General features: G+C 74.2%; 14 protein-coding genes and 1 pseudogene. 6 read left to right on the forward strand and 9 right to left on the reverse strand.

The features are described 5' to 3' along the window. Positions 1-105: 105 nt before the first annotated feature. Positions 106-804, forward strand: a complete 699-nt coding sequence (locus tag ACFV6E_RS10750) for a copper homeostasis protein CutC (RefSeq protein WP_385166366.1) — start codon at positions 106-108, stop codon at positions 802-804. A 24-nt stretch (positions 805-828) separates the two neighbouring features. Here ACFV6E_RS10750 and ACFV6E_RS10755 read toward each other — a convergent pair whose 3' ends face one another. Continuing rightward, a complete protein-coding gene (locus ACFV6E_RS10755; protein ID WP_385460567.1) occupies positions 829-2796 on the reverse strand; it encodes a HelD family protein in 1968 nt (655 codons plus the stop codon). 400 nt (positions 2797-3196) lie between these two features. Here ACFV6E_RS10755 and ACFV6E_RS10760 point away from each other — a divergent pair, with 400 nt between their 5' ends. Further along, the gene (locus ACFV6E_RS10760; RefSeq protein ID WP_385460526.1) at positions 3197-3382 is read left to right on the forward strand and encodes a hypothetical protein; all 186 of its coding nucleotides are present in this window, start codon (positions 3197-3199) and stop codon (positions 3380-3382) included. A gap of 51 nt (positions 3383-3433) precedes the next feature. On the opposite strand, the gene ACFV6E_RS10765 is transcribed toward ACFV6E_RS10760, so the two are convergent. The 3 genes from ACFV6E_RS10765 to ACFV6E_RS10775 form a co-directional block, all read right to left on the reverse strand. Next, a complete protein-coding gene (locus tag ACFV6E_RS10765) occupies positions 3434-5077 on the reverse strand; it encodes a DNA repair helicase XPB (protein WP_385166369.1) in 1644 nt (547 codons plus the stop codon). Between the two features lie 136 nt (positions 5078-5213). Next, complete coding sequence (locus tag ACFV6E_RS10770) at positions 5214-5951, reverse strand: hypothetical protein (protein WP_385460529.1); 738 nt, start codon at positions 5949-5951, stop codon at positions 5214-5216. A 213-nt stretch (positions 5952-6164) separates the two neighbouring features. Next, positions 6165-8906, reverse strand: a complete 2742-nt coding sequence (locus ACFV6E_RS10775) for a helicase-associated domain-containing protein (protein WP_385460532.1) — start codon at positions 8904-8906, stop codon at positions 6165-6167. Positions 8907-9080: 174 nt separating this feature from the next. Here ACFV6E_RS10775 and ACFV6E_RS10780 point away from each other — a divergent pair. Together ACFV6E_RS10780 and ACFV6E_RS10785 are read left to right on the forward strand one after the other, a co-directional pair. Continuing rightward, positions 9081-10185: pseudogene (locus tag ACFV6E_RS10780) on the forward strand (HAAS signaling domain-containing protein). A 249-nt stretch (positions 10186-10434) separates the two neighbouring features. Further along, positions 10435-11052, forward strand: a complete 618-nt coding sequence (locus ACFV6E_RS10785) for an HAD family hydrolase (protein WP_385460534.1) — start codon at positions 10435-10437, stop codon at positions 11050-11052. Positions 11053-11236: 184 nt separating this feature from the next. Here ACFV6E_RS10785 and ACFV6E_RS10790 read toward each other — a convergent pair whose 3' ends face one another. Beyond that, positions 11237-11488, reverse strand: coding sequence for a hypothetical protein (locus ACFV6E_RS10790; protein WP_385166377.1), 252 nt, complete (start codon positions 11486-11488; stop codon positions 11237-11239). Positions 11489-11679: 191 nt separating this feature from the next. On the opposite strand from ACFV6E_RS10790, the gene ACFV6E_RS10795 reads away from it, so the two are divergent. Continuing rightward, positions 11680-12063, forward strand: a complete 384-nt coding sequence (locus tag ACFV6E_RS10795) for a cold-shock protein (RefSeq protein WP_099503518.1) — start codon at positions 11680-11682, stop codon at positions 12061-12063. Positions 12064-12106: 43 nt separating this feature from the next. Here the strand turns inward: ACFV6E_RS10795 and ACFV6E_RS10800 are convergent, their stop codons facing one another. The 4 genes from ACFV6E_RS10800 to ACFV6E_RS10815 all read right to left on the reverse strand — a co-directional run bounded on the left by ACFV6E_RS10800 (position 12107) and on the right by ACFV6E_RS10815 (position 15786). Further along, entirely contained in the window at positions 12107-13033 is a 927-nt protein-coding gene (locus tag ACFV6E_RS10800) for a 1,4-dihydroxy-6-naphthoate synthase (RefSeq protein ID WP_385166378.1), read from the reverse strand. Continuing rightward, positions 13017-13754: a futalosine hydrolase gene (locus tag ACFV6E_RS10805; protein ID WP_385460537.1), complete on the reverse strand. Its 738-nt coding sequence runs from the start codon at positions 13752-13754 to the stop codon at positions 13017-13019. Before ACFV6E_RS10805 ends, ACFV6E_RS10800 begins: the two co-directional genes overlap by 17 nt. A 23-nt stretch (positions 13755-13777) precedes the next feature. Then, positions 13778-14275: a DUF2771 domain-containing protein gene (locus ACFV6E_RS10810; RefSeq protein WP_385166381.1), complete on the reverse strand. Its 498-nt coding sequence runs from the start codon at positions 14273-14275 to the stop codon at positions 13778-13780. Positions 14276-14349: 74 nt separating this feature from the next. Next, the gene (locus ACFV6E_RS10815) at positions 14350-15786 is read right to left on the reverse strand and encodes an MFS transporter (protein WP_385166383.1); all 1437 of its coding nucleotides are present in this window, start codon (positions 15784-15786) and stop codon (positions 14350-14352) included. Positions 15787-16221: 435 nt separating this feature from the next. On the opposite strand from ACFV6E_RS10815, the gene ACFV6E_RS10820 reads away from it, so the two are divergent. Continuing rightward, the gene (locus ACFV6E_RS10820; protein ID WP_385460540.1) at positions 16222-17229 is read left to right on the forward strand and encodes a DUF3027 domain-containing protein; all 1008 of its coding nucleotides are present in this window, start codon (positions 16222-16224) and stop codon (positions 17227-17229) included. Positions 17230-17341: the final 112 nt, after the last annotated feature.

Here is a 17341-nt window from a genome sequence, read left to right on the forward strand (position 1 = left end):
TACGGGGGAGGCTCCCTTGTCTTGCGTTCCTTCGCTTCGGGGCGGTCCGGCGTCGTAGTCTTGGATTGGACTAGACCTGTTGTCGGCCCCGAGGGAAGAGGTCCTATGAGCAAGCGAGCGGTCCTGGAGGTGATCGCCCTCGACGTCGAGGACGCCGTCGCCGCCCAGGCGGGAGGCGCCGACCGCCTCGAACTGGTCACCGACATGGCCGCCGACGGGCTCACCCCGGCGGTGGAGACGTTCGCCGGGATCCGCGCCGCCGTCGACATCCCGCTGCGGGTGATGCTGCGGCTGACGGACGGTTTCTCGGCGGGCGGCGCCGACGGGACCGCCGCGCTCGTACGGGCCGCCCGTGACCTGCGGATGGCGGGTGCCGACGAGTTCGTGCTCGGGTTCCTCGACGAGCAGGGCAGTCCGGACGTGGCGGCGGTCGAGCGGCTCGTCGCCGAGCTGGACGGGTGCCGGTGGACCTTCCACCGGGCGATCGACCACGCCGCCGACCGGGCCGCGCTGCGCAAGCAGCTCGCCGAGCTGCCCGGACTCGACGCCTATCTGACGGCCGGCTCCGCCGCCGGGGTGGACGAGGGGCTGCCCACGCTCGTCGCGGAGGCCGGGCGCGGGAGCGATCCCGGGTACGAGCCGCAGCTCCTCGTCGGCGGCGGGCTCCGGCTCGAGCATGTCCCCCGGCTGCTCGCCGCTGGGGTCGATGCCTTTCATATCGGTGGTGCGGCTCGTCCTGGTGGCTGGGCGGGGCCGGTCGCCGCTGAAGCGGTGCGGGAGTGGCGTGGGGTGCTGGACGGCTAGCCGCTGCGGGAGTTCCGTCGCATGCTAGGCGGCCAGCTGCGGCGGCAGTTGCGTCGTGTGCGTCACCGTCAGGCCCGAGACCGCGCGGGTCAGGGCCACGTACAGGCGGCGCAGGCCGGTGCGTTCGTCCGGTTCGCCGTCCACCACCGCCCGGGGATCGTCCAGCACCACGTAGTCGTACTCCAGGCCCTTGGCGAGCGAGGCGGGGACCAGGGTGAGGCGGGTGTCCGGGGTGGTCTCCTCCCCGGGTTGGAGGAAGGCCAGCCCGGCCTCCGTGAGTGCCTCGGTCAGTGCGGGGATCCTGGCGTCCGCGGCGATCAGGCCGATCGAGCCCTCCGCGTGCAGTGCCTCGACGCAGGCCGCGATCACCTCCGCGTCCCCGGTGACCGGGCGCACCTCGAACGTCCCCGGGTTCTCCCGCACCGACGCCACCGGCGTCAGGCCCGGCGCGATGTGCGGCAGCAGCCGGGACGCGTACGTGATGACGTCCGTGGGGACGCGGAAGCCCGCCGTCAGCTCCTCCACCACGGCGTCCGTCTTGCCCAGGTGCGTCAGCGCCTCCCGCCAACTGCGCGTCGCCCACGGGGTGGTGCCCTGCGCCAGGTCGCCGAGGACGGTCACCGAACCGGTGGTGCAGCGCCGGCCCACCGCCCGGTACTGCATCGGCGACAGGTCCTGCGCCTCGTCGAGCACCACGTGGCCGAGCGAGTGCGTGCGCTGGACCAGGTCGGTCGCCTCGTCGATCAGTACGGCGTCCGCGGCCGACCACTTCGCGGACTTCACCGAGCGGGGCGGCTTCGGCCAGAGGATCGCCTTCTGCTCGTTCTCGTCGAGGATTCCGGCCGCGTGGGTGGCGAGGAAGCCGGGGTCCGACAGCAGGCGCAGGACCAGCTTCGCCGGGTCCACCGGCGGCCAGATCGCCTTCACCGCCGCCTTCACCGCGGTGTTGCGGGCCACCGCGTCCTGCACCCGGTCGTCCGGTGCCTCGCCCGCCCGTTCCATCTGGACCAGCACGGCGTGCGCGATCCGCTGCGGCAGCGCCTCGCGGGCCGCGCCGTAGCGGATGTCCCGGTCCAGCAGCTCCCGCACGATCGGCTCCAGCTCGTACGCCGGTACGCGCCAGCGGCGGGAGCCGCGCACCACGACGACCGGCTCGGTGGGCGGGGTGACGTGGGAGCGGACCGCCCTGCGGAGGACCTCCGCCAGCCGCGCGTCGCCCTTGATCACGGCGGCCGTGGCGTCGTCCGCGCCGCGCACCTCCACCCGCGCGACCAGGTCGTCCACCGTCGCCTGCCGCACCTCCAGCTCGCCCAGCGCCGGCAGCACCTGCTCGATGTAGTGCAGGAAGGACCGGTTCGGGCCGATGACCAGGGTGCCGGTGCGGGCCAGCCGCTCCCGGTGCGCGTAGAGGAGGTAGGCGACGCGGTGCAGGCCGACCGCGGTCTTTCCGGTGCCGGGGCCGCCCTGGACGCAGACGCTGCCGGACAGCCCGGCCCGGACGATCTCGTCCTGTTCCGGCTGGATCGTCGCCACGATGTCGCGCATCGGGCCGACGCGCGGGCGCTCGATCTCCTGCTGGAGCAGCTTGCTGGCCGTCGCCGCCTCGGCCGGGTCCGACAGGTGCTCGTCCTCGTACGCCGTCAGGTCGCCGCCCGTGTAACCGAACCGGCGGCGCAGCGCGACGTCCAACGGGTCCTTCTTGGACGCCCGGTAGAACGGCTGGGACACCGGGGCGCGCCAGTCGATCACCATCGGGTCGCCGTTGGCGTCGTGCACGTGCCGGCGCCCGATGTAGAACCGCTCGCCCTCCGCGCCCTCGGCCCGCTCGGCGCCGGGAGCGTGCAGATAGTCGAGGCGGCCGAAGAAGAGCGGGGTGTGCGAGAGGTCGGCCAGGGCCTTGACGCGCTCCTCGATCTGCCGGGTGAGGACCTCCGCGTTCACCCAGTTCGCGGTGACGTCGCGGATGTCCAGGGCCTCCACGTCCTCCCGCATGGCGCGCAGGGCGGCGCGGGAGTCGGCGAGGTGGGTCCGCTCACGGACCAGGGGGTCAGCCGGGTTTTCGGGCAGGGGGGACACGGGGGTTGCCTCCGGGAGCTGCTGCGTTCATGAGGGCGGTCTGCCGTCCGGTTTCCGGCCGGGCGGCGGCACTCCGTGAAAGGGAGGCGGGAGAAGCGGAGATCTTAGAGGCCGGAAGGCTGCCGGGGCCAATTGTTTTCGTGCGCCGGACCCTCACCGCTTCACGGGTCCGGGTCTCGGGGGTGTCCCTAGGGGGTGCCTGGGGCCGGGTCCCTCTCGGGTCGGAGGTGAGGGCGGCCGAAAGTCGCAGGGGGCGGAGTTGAGTTACCCCGCGAGGCCGATGTGCCCGCGCGCCGTGTTTTCCATAGTGGAGTACATGAGCGCAGCGACCTTCTTCCCCCACTCCGCCCCGGCGAACGGTACGGCCGCACTCGACGACAGCCGTCACCACCGCCCCCGTCTCTCCGGTGCCCTGCGCGCCGTCAAGGTCTTCGCCGGCGCCGCGATCGGCGTCGTCCTGCTCGGCGAGTACGGCGAGGAGGCGGGCGTCGTCCGGCGGTAGGAGCCCGTGCTCTCAGCCGCCGGTCGCCCGCCCCGCCCGTTGCACGGGCTCTCAGCTCTCCGCGAGGAGTTCGTCCGCGTCCACGATCCGGTAGGCGTAGCCCTGTTCCGCCAGGAAGCGCTGGCGGTGCGCCGCGAAGTCCTGGTCGATGGTGTCGCGGGCGACGACCGAGTAGAAGTGCGCCTGGTGGCCGTCCGCCTTCGGGCGCAGCACCCGGCCGAGCCGCTGGGCCTCCTCCTGGCGTGAGCCGAAGGTGCCCGAGACCTGGATCGCGACCGTCGCCTCCGGCAGGTCGATCGAGAAGTTCGCGACCTTCGACACCACAAGGACGCTGATCTCGCCCTGCCGGAAGGCGTCGAAGAGCTTCTCCCGCTGGGCGTTGGACGTCTCGCCCTTGATGACGGGCGCGTCCAGGTGCTCGCCCAGTTCGTCGAGCTGGTCGATGTACTGGCCGATGACCAGGATCTGCTGCCCCGCGAAGCGCTTGACGATCGCCTCGGTGACCTTCCGCTTGGTCGCGGTGGTCGCGCAGAACCGGTACTTCTCCTCGGTCTCCGCGGTGGCGTACGCCAGCCGCTCGGAGTCGGTGAGGTTGACCCGGACCTCGACGCAGTCGGCGGGCGCGATGTAGCCCTGTGCCTCGATCTCCTTCCACGGCGCGTCGAACCGCTTCGGGCCGATGAGCGAGAACACGTCCGACTCGCGGCCGTCCTCGCGGACGAGGGTGGCGGTGAGCCCGAGCCGGCGGCGGGCCTGGAGGTCGGCGGTGAACTTGAAGACCGGTGCGGGCAGCAGGTGCACCTCGTCGTAGACGATCAGACCCCAGTCGCGGGAGTCGAACAGCTCCAGGTGCGGGTAGACGCCCTTCCGCCGGGTCGTCAGCACCTGGTACGTGGCGATGGTGACCGGCCGGATCTCCTTCTTCGTACCGCTGTACTCGCCGATCTCGTCCTCGGTCAGCGACGTCCGCTTCACCAGCTCGTGCTTCCACTGCCGGGCGGAGACGGTGTTCGTGACCAGGATCAGGGTCGTCGCCTTGGCCTGTGCCATCGCGCCCGCACCGACCAGCGTCTTGCCCGCGCCGCAGGGCAGCACGACGACGCCGCTGCCGCCGTGCCAGAAGTTCTCCACCGCCTGCTTCTGGTACGGGCGCAGCGCCCAGCCGTCCTCGGCCAGCTCGATCGGGTGCGCCTCGCCGTCGACGTAACCGGCGAGGTCCTCCGCGGGCCAGCCCAGCTTCAGCAGCGTCTGCTTGATCTGGCCGCGCTCGGAGGGGTGCACGGCGACCGTGTCCGGGTCGATCCGGGTGCCGACGAGCGGCGCGATCCGCTTGGACCGCAGCACCTCCTCCAGGACCGGCCGGTCCGTGGTGGTGAGCACCAGCCCGTGGGCGGGGTGCTTGCTCAGGGTCAGCCGGCCGTAGCGGTCCATCGTCTCGGCGATGTCGACGAGCAGCGCGTGCGGCACCGGATACCGGCTGTACTGCACCAGCGCGTCCACGACCTGCTCCGCGTCGTGCCCCGCGGCCCGCGCGTTCCACAGCCCGAGCGGCGTCACCCGGTAGGTGTGGATGTGCTCGGGCGCCCGCTCCAGCTCCGCGAACGCCGCGATGGAACGGCGGCAGTCGTCCGCCAGCTCGTGATCGACCTCGAGGAGCAGGGTCTTGTCCGACTGGACGATGAGGGGTCCGTTCACACGCGTGCCCTTTCCGTTCCCGGACCGCATCCGTCGCGTGCGGCCAAACGTCCAGTGTGCCGCACGAACGCGCGATCATGCGGGGGCCGGGAGGGGCCGGGCCGGCCGGTTCGGCGGGCCGGGCCGGTGAGCTGTCTCAGGTGGCGCATCCGCACAGGTTCAGCGGATCGTGCTTCCACCAATCCATCAGGACCGCGGCGTCCGAGTCCTCGGCCACGGCCGTGACGAGCTGGTCATCGAAGGACCACGCGATACGGAACAGCCCCCGTTCCCAGTGACAGGCCAGGGTGCCCGTCTCGACGTCGTGGTAGGTCCAGGGGCCCGAGCCGTCCTCCTGGGCCTCGCAGCCGGACCCCGAGCCGGAGGCGGCCGACGTCTCCCCGGCCATCCACAGCTCCATGTCGTCCGCGGTGTCGAAGGACAGGACGAGCGGGAGTTTCTCCAGCCCGTCGGTGGACTCGCACGCGAGCGCCACGGCGGCGTAGCCGCCGGGATCCGCGCTGGAACAGTCGTGCAGGTCCCCCGTCGTGACCTTCTTCGCCAGTGCCTGTTCGGCGCCGGTCAGCCGGGTCCCGGGCTCGTCCCCCGGATCCGTGGCGGCATCGGTCCCGCCGTCGCTCCCGTCGCTGCCACTGCTCTCATCGCCCCCGTCGCTTCCGCCGTCCCCGGATCCGTCGCCGTCGGTGCCCGAGCCGGGGACCACCACGATCGGATTCGTGCTCGGGCCGTTGTCGTCGGACCGCGAGACGATGAACGGGACGACCCCGGTGATCACCGCACTGATCAGACCGATGATCGAACCCCAGAAGGCCACGCGGTGCCCTCTGCCGCCGCCCCCGCCGGAGCCCGGACCGGGCTCGGGATCGTTCTCCATCGAGGTCCCCCTTCCTCGGTGCCCGCGGAACGGGCCGGAGGAACCGGGATAGCACACGCAGCGTGATCGTTGCAGATCGATATGGGCGGTTGCGCCGGTTGCGCGGCGTGGGGTGACTGAGCTGACAGTAACCGTGACGGTGTGGGCCGATGGTGACGGCGGCCGCGCGGACCGGGCGGGGACGGCGCGGACCGGCGGTGGCGGTCTGGCGGGTCAGGGGCGGTCGTCGGCCAGTTCCGCCACGCCTGTGACGCGGTGCAGGGGGTAGGTGCGGACCTCGTCGGCCGTGTGGTCGTACGCCGTGACGAAACCGCCCTCGACGCGGATCGGGGCGATCACGCGCTGGCTGGCGGCGCCCTCCGCGTTGACGTAGCCGATCCACAGGGCCTCGCCGGTGAGGACGGCGGCCTGCATGGTCGCCAGGGTGTCGGCGGAACTGGTGCGGGGCAGTGCGCCGTTCCCGGCCGGCGCCGCGTCCGCCTCGGGCGCGGGCTTGCGCGCCGCCGTGGACGCCAGGTCACCGGCCCGGACCGCCCGGATCGCGGCGCCGAGGAGTGTGGCGTCCGGCACCGGCGGGCCCTCGGGCACCGGCTCCGGCGCGCTGCGCGGCGGGGTGCGGTGGGCCAGCGCCCGGCTGATCAGTACGTCGCCCTCCGCGGACTCGGCGGCGGGCGCGAAGCCCATCGCGCGCAGCCCTTCGAGCAGCGTCGCCGGGTCCGCCTGGGCGGCCAGCACGGTCGGGGCGAGTCTGCGCAGCCGCAGACCGGCCGAGCGCCGGTCGGCCAGGATCTCGTTGAGCAGCGCGTCGTCGTCGCAGCGCACGTACGCGGAGGCCGCGCCGATCCGCAGGTGCCCGTGGCGCCGCGCCACGTCGTCGATCAGATACGTCAGCGGCTGCGGGACCGGCGTGCGCGAGTGCGCGGCGAGGAAGGCGTGCAGGTCGGCCGCCGCCCGGCCCGCGTCGAGCGCCCGCCGCACCGACCCGGGCGTGAACCGGTACACCGTCGCGCCGCCCTTCGACTCCACGTCCGCGAGCACGCCGAGCATGTCGGCCAGCGGCCGCCGCAGCGGCCCCGGCGCGACCGCCGTCAGGTCGGCCTGGAGCAGGACGTGGTCCAGCGGCTCGGGCAGCAGCGGGGCGAGGAGACCGGCGGCCCGGGCGGCGTTCGCGGCCAGTTCGGCGGGGGTGCCGGGGGCCGGGAAGGCGGGTGCCGCCGCGGGGACCGCTCCGGGTGCCGGCTCCGGGGGGCGGCTGCGGTGGGTGGGCGGCTCGTCGCCGGGGCCACGGCCGGTGGGCAGGCCGTGGCCGGGGGGACGGCCGTCGGGGCGCTCGCCGCCGGTGTGCTCATGGCCGGTGCCGGCGGGCTCGGGCCCCGGTACTGGTGACGGTGGCAGGCCGAGCAGGGCGCGGCCGTGGGTCGACAGTGCTCCGCGGCCGGTCACCCCCAGCAGCTCCGCCTCGGACAGCGTCCACCGGGCGAGCCGGGCGCGCAGGTCCTCCGGCTCGGGCGCGGTGCCCGCGGCGGGGGCGCGCGGCGGCTGGGCGGTGCCGCGCAGCGCCCGCTCCCAGCGCAGCCGGGCCAGTACGGAGTCGGGCCGCGCGGCGGCGCCCTCGGGGAGCGCGCCGAGCAGCGCGAGCACCCGGTGGCGCACCTCGGGCGCGGCCGACCGGTCCAGGCCGGGGCCCAGCGCCGAGAGCGTACGGTCCCGGGCGTCCCGGCCGCCGATCAGGCCCGCCGTGCGCGTCGCGGCCAGCCAGGCGACGGCCAGCCGCGACCAGCGCTCGGCGGCCGGCAGCTCCAGCCACTCGTCGTACGCGGGCGTCGCGGCGTACCGCTCGTCGGCCTCGCCGTCGGACGCCAGCAGGCCCGCCGCGTAGGCGAGTTCGACCCAGAAGGCGGCCACCTGCTCGGTCACGTCCAGGGCGACCGAGGTCCGCTTCAGGTCGCGCACGCTCAGCCCGCCCGCGCGCAGCACCGCGGGGCCGCCCTCGTCCCAGTCCTTGAGCAGTTCCTCCACGGTCGCGAGCGCCGTGTACGCCTGGCCCGCCGCCGTCGCGTCCACCACCGTCGGGCGGTGCGCTGCGGCGGCCTCGACGGCGGGCGGCAGCGGCTCCGTCCCGCGGTGCGCGCGGCCCGCCCGCAGGTGCAGGGCGACCTCCCGGGGCAGTACGACGGTGCCGGGCGCGGTCGGCAGCAGCAGCCCGCGGTCGAGCAGCCAGCGCAGCCGGGGCGCCGGATCGGCGGTCACCTGGCCGTAGGGCGGGCCCCAGACCAGGCGGGACAGGACCTCCACGGAGTCGGCCGGGGCCTCGTCGAGCAGCGCGGACATCCGCTCCCGGTCGGTGAACAGTTCCGTCAGCGCCGCCACCGCCGACACCGCGTCGTGCGTCGACGGCAGCCCGGCCGTCGTCACGATCTCCTGGATCCGGCCGGGCGACATGCCCGGCGTGGCCTCCGCGACCGTCGGGCCGAGGCCGGTCGGGGACGGGTGCTGCGGGGACGGCGTGAGCAGTTCGCGGGCGGTGCGCACCAGCCGGACGCGGTCGTCGGGGCCCCAGACGAGGGCCTGTTCGCGCAGCGTGCCGAGGGCCCGGGGCAGCGCCCGCGCGACCACCTCGCCGCCCTCGTCGCCGTGGTCGTCGCCCGCCATCAGACCGAGGAGCTCGTCGTACGTCGCCGGGTCCCGCGCCACCGCCAGGGCCTCCGCCGTCTGGAGCGCGAAACGGTCGAGGCGTTCCAGGGCGCGCACCACGGAGGCCCGGGTACCGGCCCGGGTGGCGAGCTGCGTCAGATCCGTGGGGACGGGGGTGACGAGATCGGGGCGGGCCCGCAGCAGCGCGGCGAGGGAGGCGTCGTCCCGCGCGCGGAGGCTTTCCGCCAGGGAGCGCGGGGTCGTCCCGGCCCCGGCGTGCTCCTGTTCCGGCTGCGCCGGGTGCTGCTCCTCGGTGCTCATCCGGCCAACGGTAGCGGGTGGGCCTGTCCACCGGGTGTCGCGCGGACCGCTGTGACCTCTGCCGCACTGGCCGCCGTCACAGCGGGCGGCGGGCCCGGCGCTACGTGTGCCGGATGTCCACGTTGTACGGTCGTGCCACGGGGTACACAACGCGCCCGCCCCGGAGGGGACTTCGTGGGGATCGAGAGCGACCAGCTCGTACTGGATTATCTGAGCCGGGTCGGCGACCTGGCCCAGCAGCGGCTGCTGCCGTCGTCGGACCGGATGCGGCTCGTGTCGGAGCTGCGGAGCGAGATCGACCGGCGCCGGGCGAAGGCCCCCGTCGACAGCCCCGCCTCCGTACGCCGCATCCTGTCCCGGCTCGGCACCCCGGAGGAGGTCGTCACGGCGGCGGGGACGGGCGGCGCGGGCGGCAGCGGCGGGGCGAGCGGCGCGAGTGGTACGGGCCCGGCCGGCGACATCGCCGAGCCGCGCACGGCCCTTCCCTCCCAGCGTGACAGTGACCGCGACTTCGACCGGGGACGGTCCGGCGGCCGTACCGGCGAGAACCGCCCCCGGGGTCTGCGCCGGGTGGTGCCGCGCCCGCGCTCCGCGGAGCCGGAACCGGTCCGGCCGCCCTCCGACGCCCCGTCCCCGCCGCACCTGGCCGGCACCCACGAACTGGGCGACAGCGCCACGCAGCCCGACTGGTGGCGGGTGGACCACAGCGTGTTCGGACCGGGGGAGAGCGTGCCGGGGTTCGTCGGCGGCGTGGAGATCCCCGAACTGCTCAAGCCGCCGCCACGGGACCCGGAAGCCAAGGCCCCGGCGAGCGCCCAGGGATCGCAGGACGGGGCGAAGGACGCCAAGGACGAAGGTGGTGCCGGACGGGCGGAGGGCGGCGGCCCGGCCGTGGAGACGGCTCCCGCGCGCGGCGCGCGCCGTCTGCTGCCCCGGCCCGGCCAGTGGAGCAACCCCCTGCTCCTGCTCGCCGCCGCCCTGCTGGTGGCGGGCGCGATCCTGGGGAGCTGGCTCGCGCTGGGCCTCGGCTGGCTCATCGCGTACGGTTCGCGCCGGCTGACGCCCGCCGAGTCGAAGTGGGCGGTGGTGATGCTGCCGAGCCTGGCCGCCACCGCCGGGATCATCTGGCTCTGGGGCCGCAGGGAGGGCCGCTGGGGCGCCCCCCATCGCCGAGGGCCACATGACCGACGCGCTCACGGAGACCTGGCCCTGGGTCGTCCGCGGCGCCGCCACAGCCTCGGCCCTCTACCTGGCCTGGCGCTCCCAGCGCCCCCGCTGACCGCACGAAGGCAACGGCAGGAGCGCCACCGCCTCGCGGCCGGCGCACCGGTATGAGCGCTGCTGCCTGCTGCCTGCTGCCTGCTGCCTGCTGCCCGCTGCCCGCGCCGCGGACCGGCCCAGGCGCGGCCGGCGGGCAGTGGGCGCGCCGACCGGTGACGCCTCCGTCGGCAGAGCGGCACGCAAGCGCTGACCCGCGGCTGCCGGGCCGGCCCGGCAGGGCCGTCGTAGCCGTGGGCAGAATGGTCGTATGACTTCGCGCGCACCGGTCGTCGGGTTCGATCTCGACATGACCCTGATCGACTCCCGGCCCGGCATCCACGCCTGCTACCAGGCACTTGCCGCGCGCACGGGGACGTACATCGACTGCGACCTGGTCGTCACCCGGCTCGGGCCGCCGCTCGAGGAGGAGCTCGCCAACTGGTTCCCGGCGGAGCGGGTGGCCCCGATGGCCGACCTCTACCGCGAGATGTACCCCACGCACGCCATCACGGGCACCCTCGCGATGCCGGGCGCCCGGGAGGCCGTCGCGGCGGTGCGGGAGCTGGGCGGCCGGGCCGTCGTCGTCACCGCCAAGTACGAGCCAAACGCCAAGCTGCACCTGGAGCACCTGCGCATCGACGCCGACGCCGTCGTCGGGAACCTGTGGGCCGAGCAGAAGGCGGAGGCGCTGCGCGAACACGGCGCGAGCGTGTACGTGGGCGACCACGTCGGCGATGTGCGCGGCGCCCGCACCGCGCACGCGTACTCCGTCGCCGTCACCACCGGCCCCTGCTCCGCCGCCGAACTGCGGGACGCGGGCGCGGACGTCGTCCTGTCCGGCCTGACCGAATTCCCGGCCTGGCTGCGGGACCACACGTCGGCCTGAGGAAGGGAACGGCGGGGCGGTCCGCGGAACGAACGGCAGGGCGGCCTGTGGATCCGGGCCGTCCGACCCGCGCATTCCGGCCACTCGGGCACGGCGGCCCGCCGGGCGGCAGACCGGTCGCCCGCCCGGCCGTGCGGTCCGTCCGTACCGTCCGCGCGGCCCGTGCGCCCCGCGGAACTCCCCGCTACGAGCCGGAGGCGCGGGCGCGGCGGCGGCCCGCCGCGAGCGACTGGAACACCCCCGCTCCGGCCATCAGGAACCCGACGCCCATCAGCATGCTCAGACCGAACATGAACGTCGGAAAAGGCTCCGTTCCGAGCAGTAGCGGGGCCACGGTGACCAGAGTGGCCACGGCTCCGACGAAGAACACAATCGCACCGGCACGGATCAGCCAGTCACCGGCTTCGGCGGAATTCGGTTGGGTTTTGTCACGCACCCGACCAGGGTAGTTCCCAGCGCGAAGGAACAGTCCGGGGACGTCTTGTCACCGGCCCCCGGACCATTAGCCTTGGTACCGGCGGGTCCGACGACCCGCTGTAGTGCTATCAAGAGCGGTTTCCCGGCCGTTGCGCTTGCGCCAGCAGTTCTTCCGAGCAGTTTCCGACGAGTACGAGGACGAGGACAGACGTGCCTACCGGCAAGGTCAAGTGGTTCAACAGCGAGAAGGGCTTCGGCTTTCTCTCCCGCGACGACGGCGGCGACGTCTTCGTCCACTCCTCGGTCCTGCCCGCCGGAGTCGATGCTCTCAAGCCCGGCCAGCGCGTGGAGTTCGGCGTCGTCGCCGGCCAGCGCGGCGACCAGGCGCTCTCGGTGACCCTGCTGGATCCCACGCCGTCGGTCGCCGCCGCCCAGCGCCGCAAGCCCGACGAACTGGCCTCCATCGTGCAGGACCTGACGACCCTCCTCGAGAACATCACGCCGATGCTGGAGAAGGGCCGCTACCCCGACAAGGCCTCCGGCAAGAAGATCGCGGGCCTGCTGCGCGCGGTCGCCGACCAGTTGGACGTCTAGCCGAACCAGAACGCGCCGCACCGGTACGCGTACGGCCCTCCCCTCAGGGGAAGTCCAGCGCGTCGGGGCCGAGGGGCGGTACGAGTCCCTCGGCCGCCGCCCGCGTGAGCAGCCCGCGGACGGCGGCGTACCCGTCCTCGCCGAGGTCGGCGGTGAACTCGTTGACGTAAAGGCCGATGTGCTGGTCCGCGACGGACGGGTCCATCTCCTGGGCGTGTTCCAGGACGTAGGGGCGGGAGACCTCGGGGTCGTCCCAGGCGGCGCGGACGGAGGCGCGGGCCGAGTCGGCGAGCAGCCGCAGCCGTTCCTCGCCCAGCGACCGCTTGGCGATGATCGCGCCGAGCGGGATGGGCAGCCCGGTGGTCCGCTCCCAGTGCTCGCCCATGTCGGCGAGGTTGTGCAGCCCGTAGTCCTGGTACGTGAACCGGGCCTCGTGGATGACCAGGCCCGCGTCGACCTTCCCGTCCCGTACGGCGGGCATGATCTCGTGGAACGGCATCACGACGATCTCGCCGACCCCGCCGGGCACCGTGTCCGCCGCCCACAGCCGGAAGAGCAGGTAGGCCGTCGACTTCTCGCTCGGCACGGCGACCGTGCGACCGGTCAAGTCCGCGTCCGGCTCCCGCGTCAGCACCAGCGGGCCGCAGCCCCGCCCCAGCGCACCGCCGCACGGCAGCAGCGCGTACTCGCCGAGCACGTAGGGCAGCACGGCGTACGACACCTTCAGCACGTCGAACTCGCCGCGCTCGGCCATGCCGTTGGTGATGTCGATGTCGGCGAAGGTCACGTCGAGCGCGGGGGCGCCCGGCACCCGGCCGTGCGCCCAGGCGTCGAAGACGAAGGTGTCGTTCGGGCAGGGGGAGTAGGCGATCCGCAGCGGCGCGGAGTCGACGGCCCCGGCGGGCTCGACGCGCTCGGTGACGGGGGCGGTGGGATCGGTGGGCTCGATGGGGTCAGTCGGTGTGGTCATGTGGGTTCCAACTCTCCAGTACGGGCGCGAGCTTCCCGAAGGCGCCGGTCAGGGCCGCGAGGGCGGCACCGATCCGCCAGGCGGCCCGGTCGCGCGGGCCGACGGGATTGGAGACCGCGCGTATCTCCAGTACGGGCACGCCGTGCAGGGCGGCCGCCTCGGCGACGCCGAACCCCTCCATCGCCTCGGCGAGGGCACGGGGGTGGCGTGCGCGCAGTGCGGCGGCGCGGGCGGCGGTCCCGGTCACGGTCGAGACGGTCAGCACGGTCCCGGTACGCGCTCCGGTGACCGCGGCGACGTCTCGTATGAGTGTTTCCGGCGGACGGTGGGTGACGGTGCCGAAGCCGAGGCCGGTGACCGGGACGAAACCGTCGGCGGTCTCGGCGCCCAGGTCCGCCGCGGTGATCTCGTCGGCGACGACGAGCGAGCCGACGGGGGCGCCGGGCGAGGCGGCCGCAGCGGTCGAGGCGCCGGATACGTCGGGCGTGAAGCCGCCGGCGATGCCTGCCGAGAGCACGAGCGCGTACGGCTCACCGGCCAGCGCGGCCGCGGTGAGCGCGGTGGCGGTGGCGGCGCCGGCCGGCGCGGGGCCCACCCCGGCGGCGAGCAGATCGTGGCGTCCGGTCCGGTGGAGCCTCACGCCGGGCAGGCTCACCTCGACGGCCGGGTCCGCGAACGCCTGGGCCACCGCGTCCCGTTCGACGGGTACCGCGGTGGCCACGAGGACACGAGGCGCAGACGTGGTCAGGACTTCTTCTTGAGCTTGAAGGACCACAGGCCGGTCACCGTCTTCTCGCCCGCCTTGACCGAGACGAGCGTGGAGTTCCCGCTGGCGCCGTACTGGGCGTTGAAGAACACGCTGCCCGGGATCGTGCGGTACGTCTTCGTGCTGGAGTCGGTCAGCGCCTGACCGTTCATCAGGATCGTCCAGCCCTCGTCCGCGATGTCGGGGTCCACACCGAAGCGGACGGTTTCGTCGGGGTCGACCTCGATGGACTTGATGTCCTTGGCCTTCAGGCACTTCGCCAGCTCCGCGGTCTTCACCTCCTTGCCGTCCTCGTAGCAGTCGGTCTCGGAGCTCACCGAGTTCTTGCCGACCGTGATGGTGGCAAGCGGCGTCGGCTTGTCACAGGCGGACAGGGCGAGCAGCCCGGCCGATACGGCGCCGACGGCGGCGACGGCGCGACGGCGGCGCGCAACACGGTGTCCATTAGCGGCACTGCCGCGGGGCAGGGTGGTCATGGCGGAAGGCTATCGGGCAGCTACGGCACTGCCCTCACGTGGGGTGCGGCGGCGTGCCGTGCCCGGCGTACGGCTCAGGCCACCCGGGAGCGGGCGCCCGCGCCGTGCCGGGCCGCGCCCAGCAGTCCGCGTGCCGTGGTGAGCCAGCCGGCCGCCACGATCGCGGCCGCGATCGCGAGCCCGAGGGTGCCGTTCAGCGGCAGCGCGATACCGATCGCGCCGCCGAGCACCCAGGCCATCTGGAGCAGCGTCTCGGACCGGGCGAACGCGGATGTGCGGACCAGTTCGGGCACGTCGCGCTGGATGAGCGCGTCCAGGGACAGCTTGGCCAGGGCCTGCGCGAAACCGGCGACCGCGGCGAGACACGCGACGAGGAACGCCCCGAAGAACACCGCTGCGGTGATCGCCGCGCCGAGCACGACGGCGACCACCGTCACGATGATGACCTCGGGGGCGCGGGCCTTCAGCCAGGCCCCCACCGCGGTCCCGAGCGCGTTGCCCGTGCCCGCGGCGACGCCCACGATGCCCAGCGACACCGCGGCGCTCTCCCCGGTGAGCGGGTGCACGCGCAGCAGGAACGCGAGGAAGAAGATCAGGAACCCGGACAGACAGCGCAGCGCGGCGTTGGCGGCGAGGGCGTGGGTCACCGCCGTACCGACCGTGCGCAGCCCCGGGCGCCGGCCCGCCCGCTCGGTGTGCGCGAGCCGCGGGCCGTGCAGATGCTCCTCGCCGGAGGCGAGCAGCGCCTTGTCCTCGCCTCTGGCGGAGTCGACCTTGCGCGGCATCGAGATGGACAGGAACGTCCCCGCGACGAACAGCGCGAAGGCCCCGTAGAGCGGCCAGCGGGCGCCGATCAGCTGGAGCCCGGCGCCGATCGGGGCGGCGATCCCGGTGGCGAGGAGCCCGCCGAGGGTGACCCGCGAGTTCGCCTTCACCAGGGAGAATCCGGGCGGCAGCAGCCGGGGCACGACCGCGCTGCGGACGACGCCGTACGCCTTGGAGGCGACGAGCACGCCGAGGGCGGCCGGATACAGCTCGATGCCGCCCGTCACCACCGCGCCCGACAGCAGCAGCGCGAGCAGCGCGCGGGCCAGCATGGCGCCCGCCATGGCCGCCCGGCGGCCGTGCGGCAGCCGGTCGAGGAGCGGGCCGATCACGGGCGCGAGCAGCGTGAACGGCGCCATCGTGATGGCGAGGTACAGGGCGACGCGGCCGCGCGCCTCGTCCGTGGGCACCGAGAAGAACACGGTGGAGGCGAGCGCGACGGTGATCATGACGTCGCCCGCGCCGTTCACCGCGTGCAGCTCGATCAGCTTGCCGAGGCCCGACTCGCCCGCGCCGTGCGCGTGGGTCGCCTTGCGGATGCCGCGGGCGGTGCCCGTCACGGGGAAGTGCAGGGCACGGCCGACCGCGCGGACGGGGCCGTTCCGCCGGCCCGGCCCGCCACTCCGGTTGTTCCCCCTGGCCCCACCGGTCCCGGTGATCCCCTGGGGCGACCTCGCGGCTGCCACTCCGTCATAGTGCCCCGATAAGGCCGAAGGTAGTGCGGTAACCGCGCGTATGGCGCTGTGGGAGAGAGGCGGGAAAGGGGCGGTGAAGCGGCGGAGAAGGGGTACGGATGGGGCGGCGGGGCGCTTCGGATACGGGTGGGACGGCGCCGCGCCGGGCACGCAGCCGCCGCTCAGCGGCCCTGTGTACATGCCCTGTGTGCCAACCCGGCCGCACGCCGGTGTGGGCCCAGGCGCCGGGAGAAGGTAGCGTGCGTAGCGCGCCTGCGGCGGTTGTTCTCGGCCGCGCGCCTCTCGGTCATCCCGCAGAATGGATGGAGTAGGTGCGCCCGAGCGCGATCGGGCGCGGACGTCGACGCGGTCCCCAGGTCCGCTCCGTCCGCACCCCCTGCCGGTAGTGGCGCACTCGTGAGACGGCGTAGGAGAGAAGCGATACCTGTGAGCGCAGCGACAACGCGAAGCCGCACCCCCGACCGCCTGTGCGCCGAGGCCGTCGACCTCGCCCGCGCCGCGGCGGAGGAGGCGGCCGCACCCGGCGTGGTCGGGGAGCACGTGGGCATGGTCTCCGAGGGTGACCGCGTTGTCACACACTTCTTCGAGTGCAAGGAGCCGGGCTACCGGGGCTGGCGCTGGGCGTCGACCGTGGCCCGGGCCTCCCGCGCGAAGATCGTGACGCTCGACGAGACGGTGCTGCTGCCCGGCTCCGACGCGCTGCTCGCCCCGGAGTGGGTGCCGTGGAGCGAGCGGCTGCGGCCCGGTGACATGGGGCCCGGCGATCTGCTGCCGACCGACGCCGAGGATCTCCGGCTCGAGCCGGGCTTCACCGGCGAGGACGAGCCGGCCCCGAACTCCGTCGTCTCCGGCAGCACCGCTGTCGCCGACAGCACGGCCTCCGACCTCGCGGCCGTCTCCGACGGGGCCGCCGGGCCGGCCGGGACGGAGGACGTGGCGGGGGACGTGACGGCGACGGCCGGGCGGGCCGCTGCGGGCGGGCCCGCGGTCGGGCTGCCGGGCGTCACCAGCCGCGGCGCGATCGCCGCGGTCGCCGACGAGGTCGGCCTCGGGCGCGCCCGCGTCCTGTCCCGCTTCGGGCTGCACACCGCGGCCGACCGCTGGGAAGATGCGTTCGGCCCCAAGACCCCGATGGCCCAGGCGGCGCCCGCGGCCTGCGTGAGCTGCGGCTTCCTGGTCAGGATGGGCGGTTCGCTCGGGCAGGCCTTCGGCGTCTGCGCGAACGAGTTCTCCCCGGCGGACGGCCGGGTCGTCTCCCTCTCGTACGGCTGCGGCGGGCACTCGGAGGCAGCGGTCATGCCGAAGCCGCCCCGCCCCGCGGCCCCCGTCATCGACGAGACCAGGGTCGACGAGTTCCCCCTCCGCCCGTCCCCCGACTCCGGCTCGGTCCCGGCGACGACGGACGAGACCACGGCGGAACTGGGCCACTCGTAGGACACAGCGCGGGCAGGGGCGCCCTTCCCGCCCCGGGCCGGCGGGGCTCGCGACCGGCGAACGGCCGGATCGGCAGGGCCGGGAGCGCGCCGGCCCGCCCGTCGGGCCCAGT

It is taken from the genome of Streptomyces sp. NPDC059785 (assembly GCF_042732375.1).
Lineage (GTDB): Bacteria > Actinomycetota > Actinomycetes > Streptomycetales > Streptomycetaceae > Streptomyces.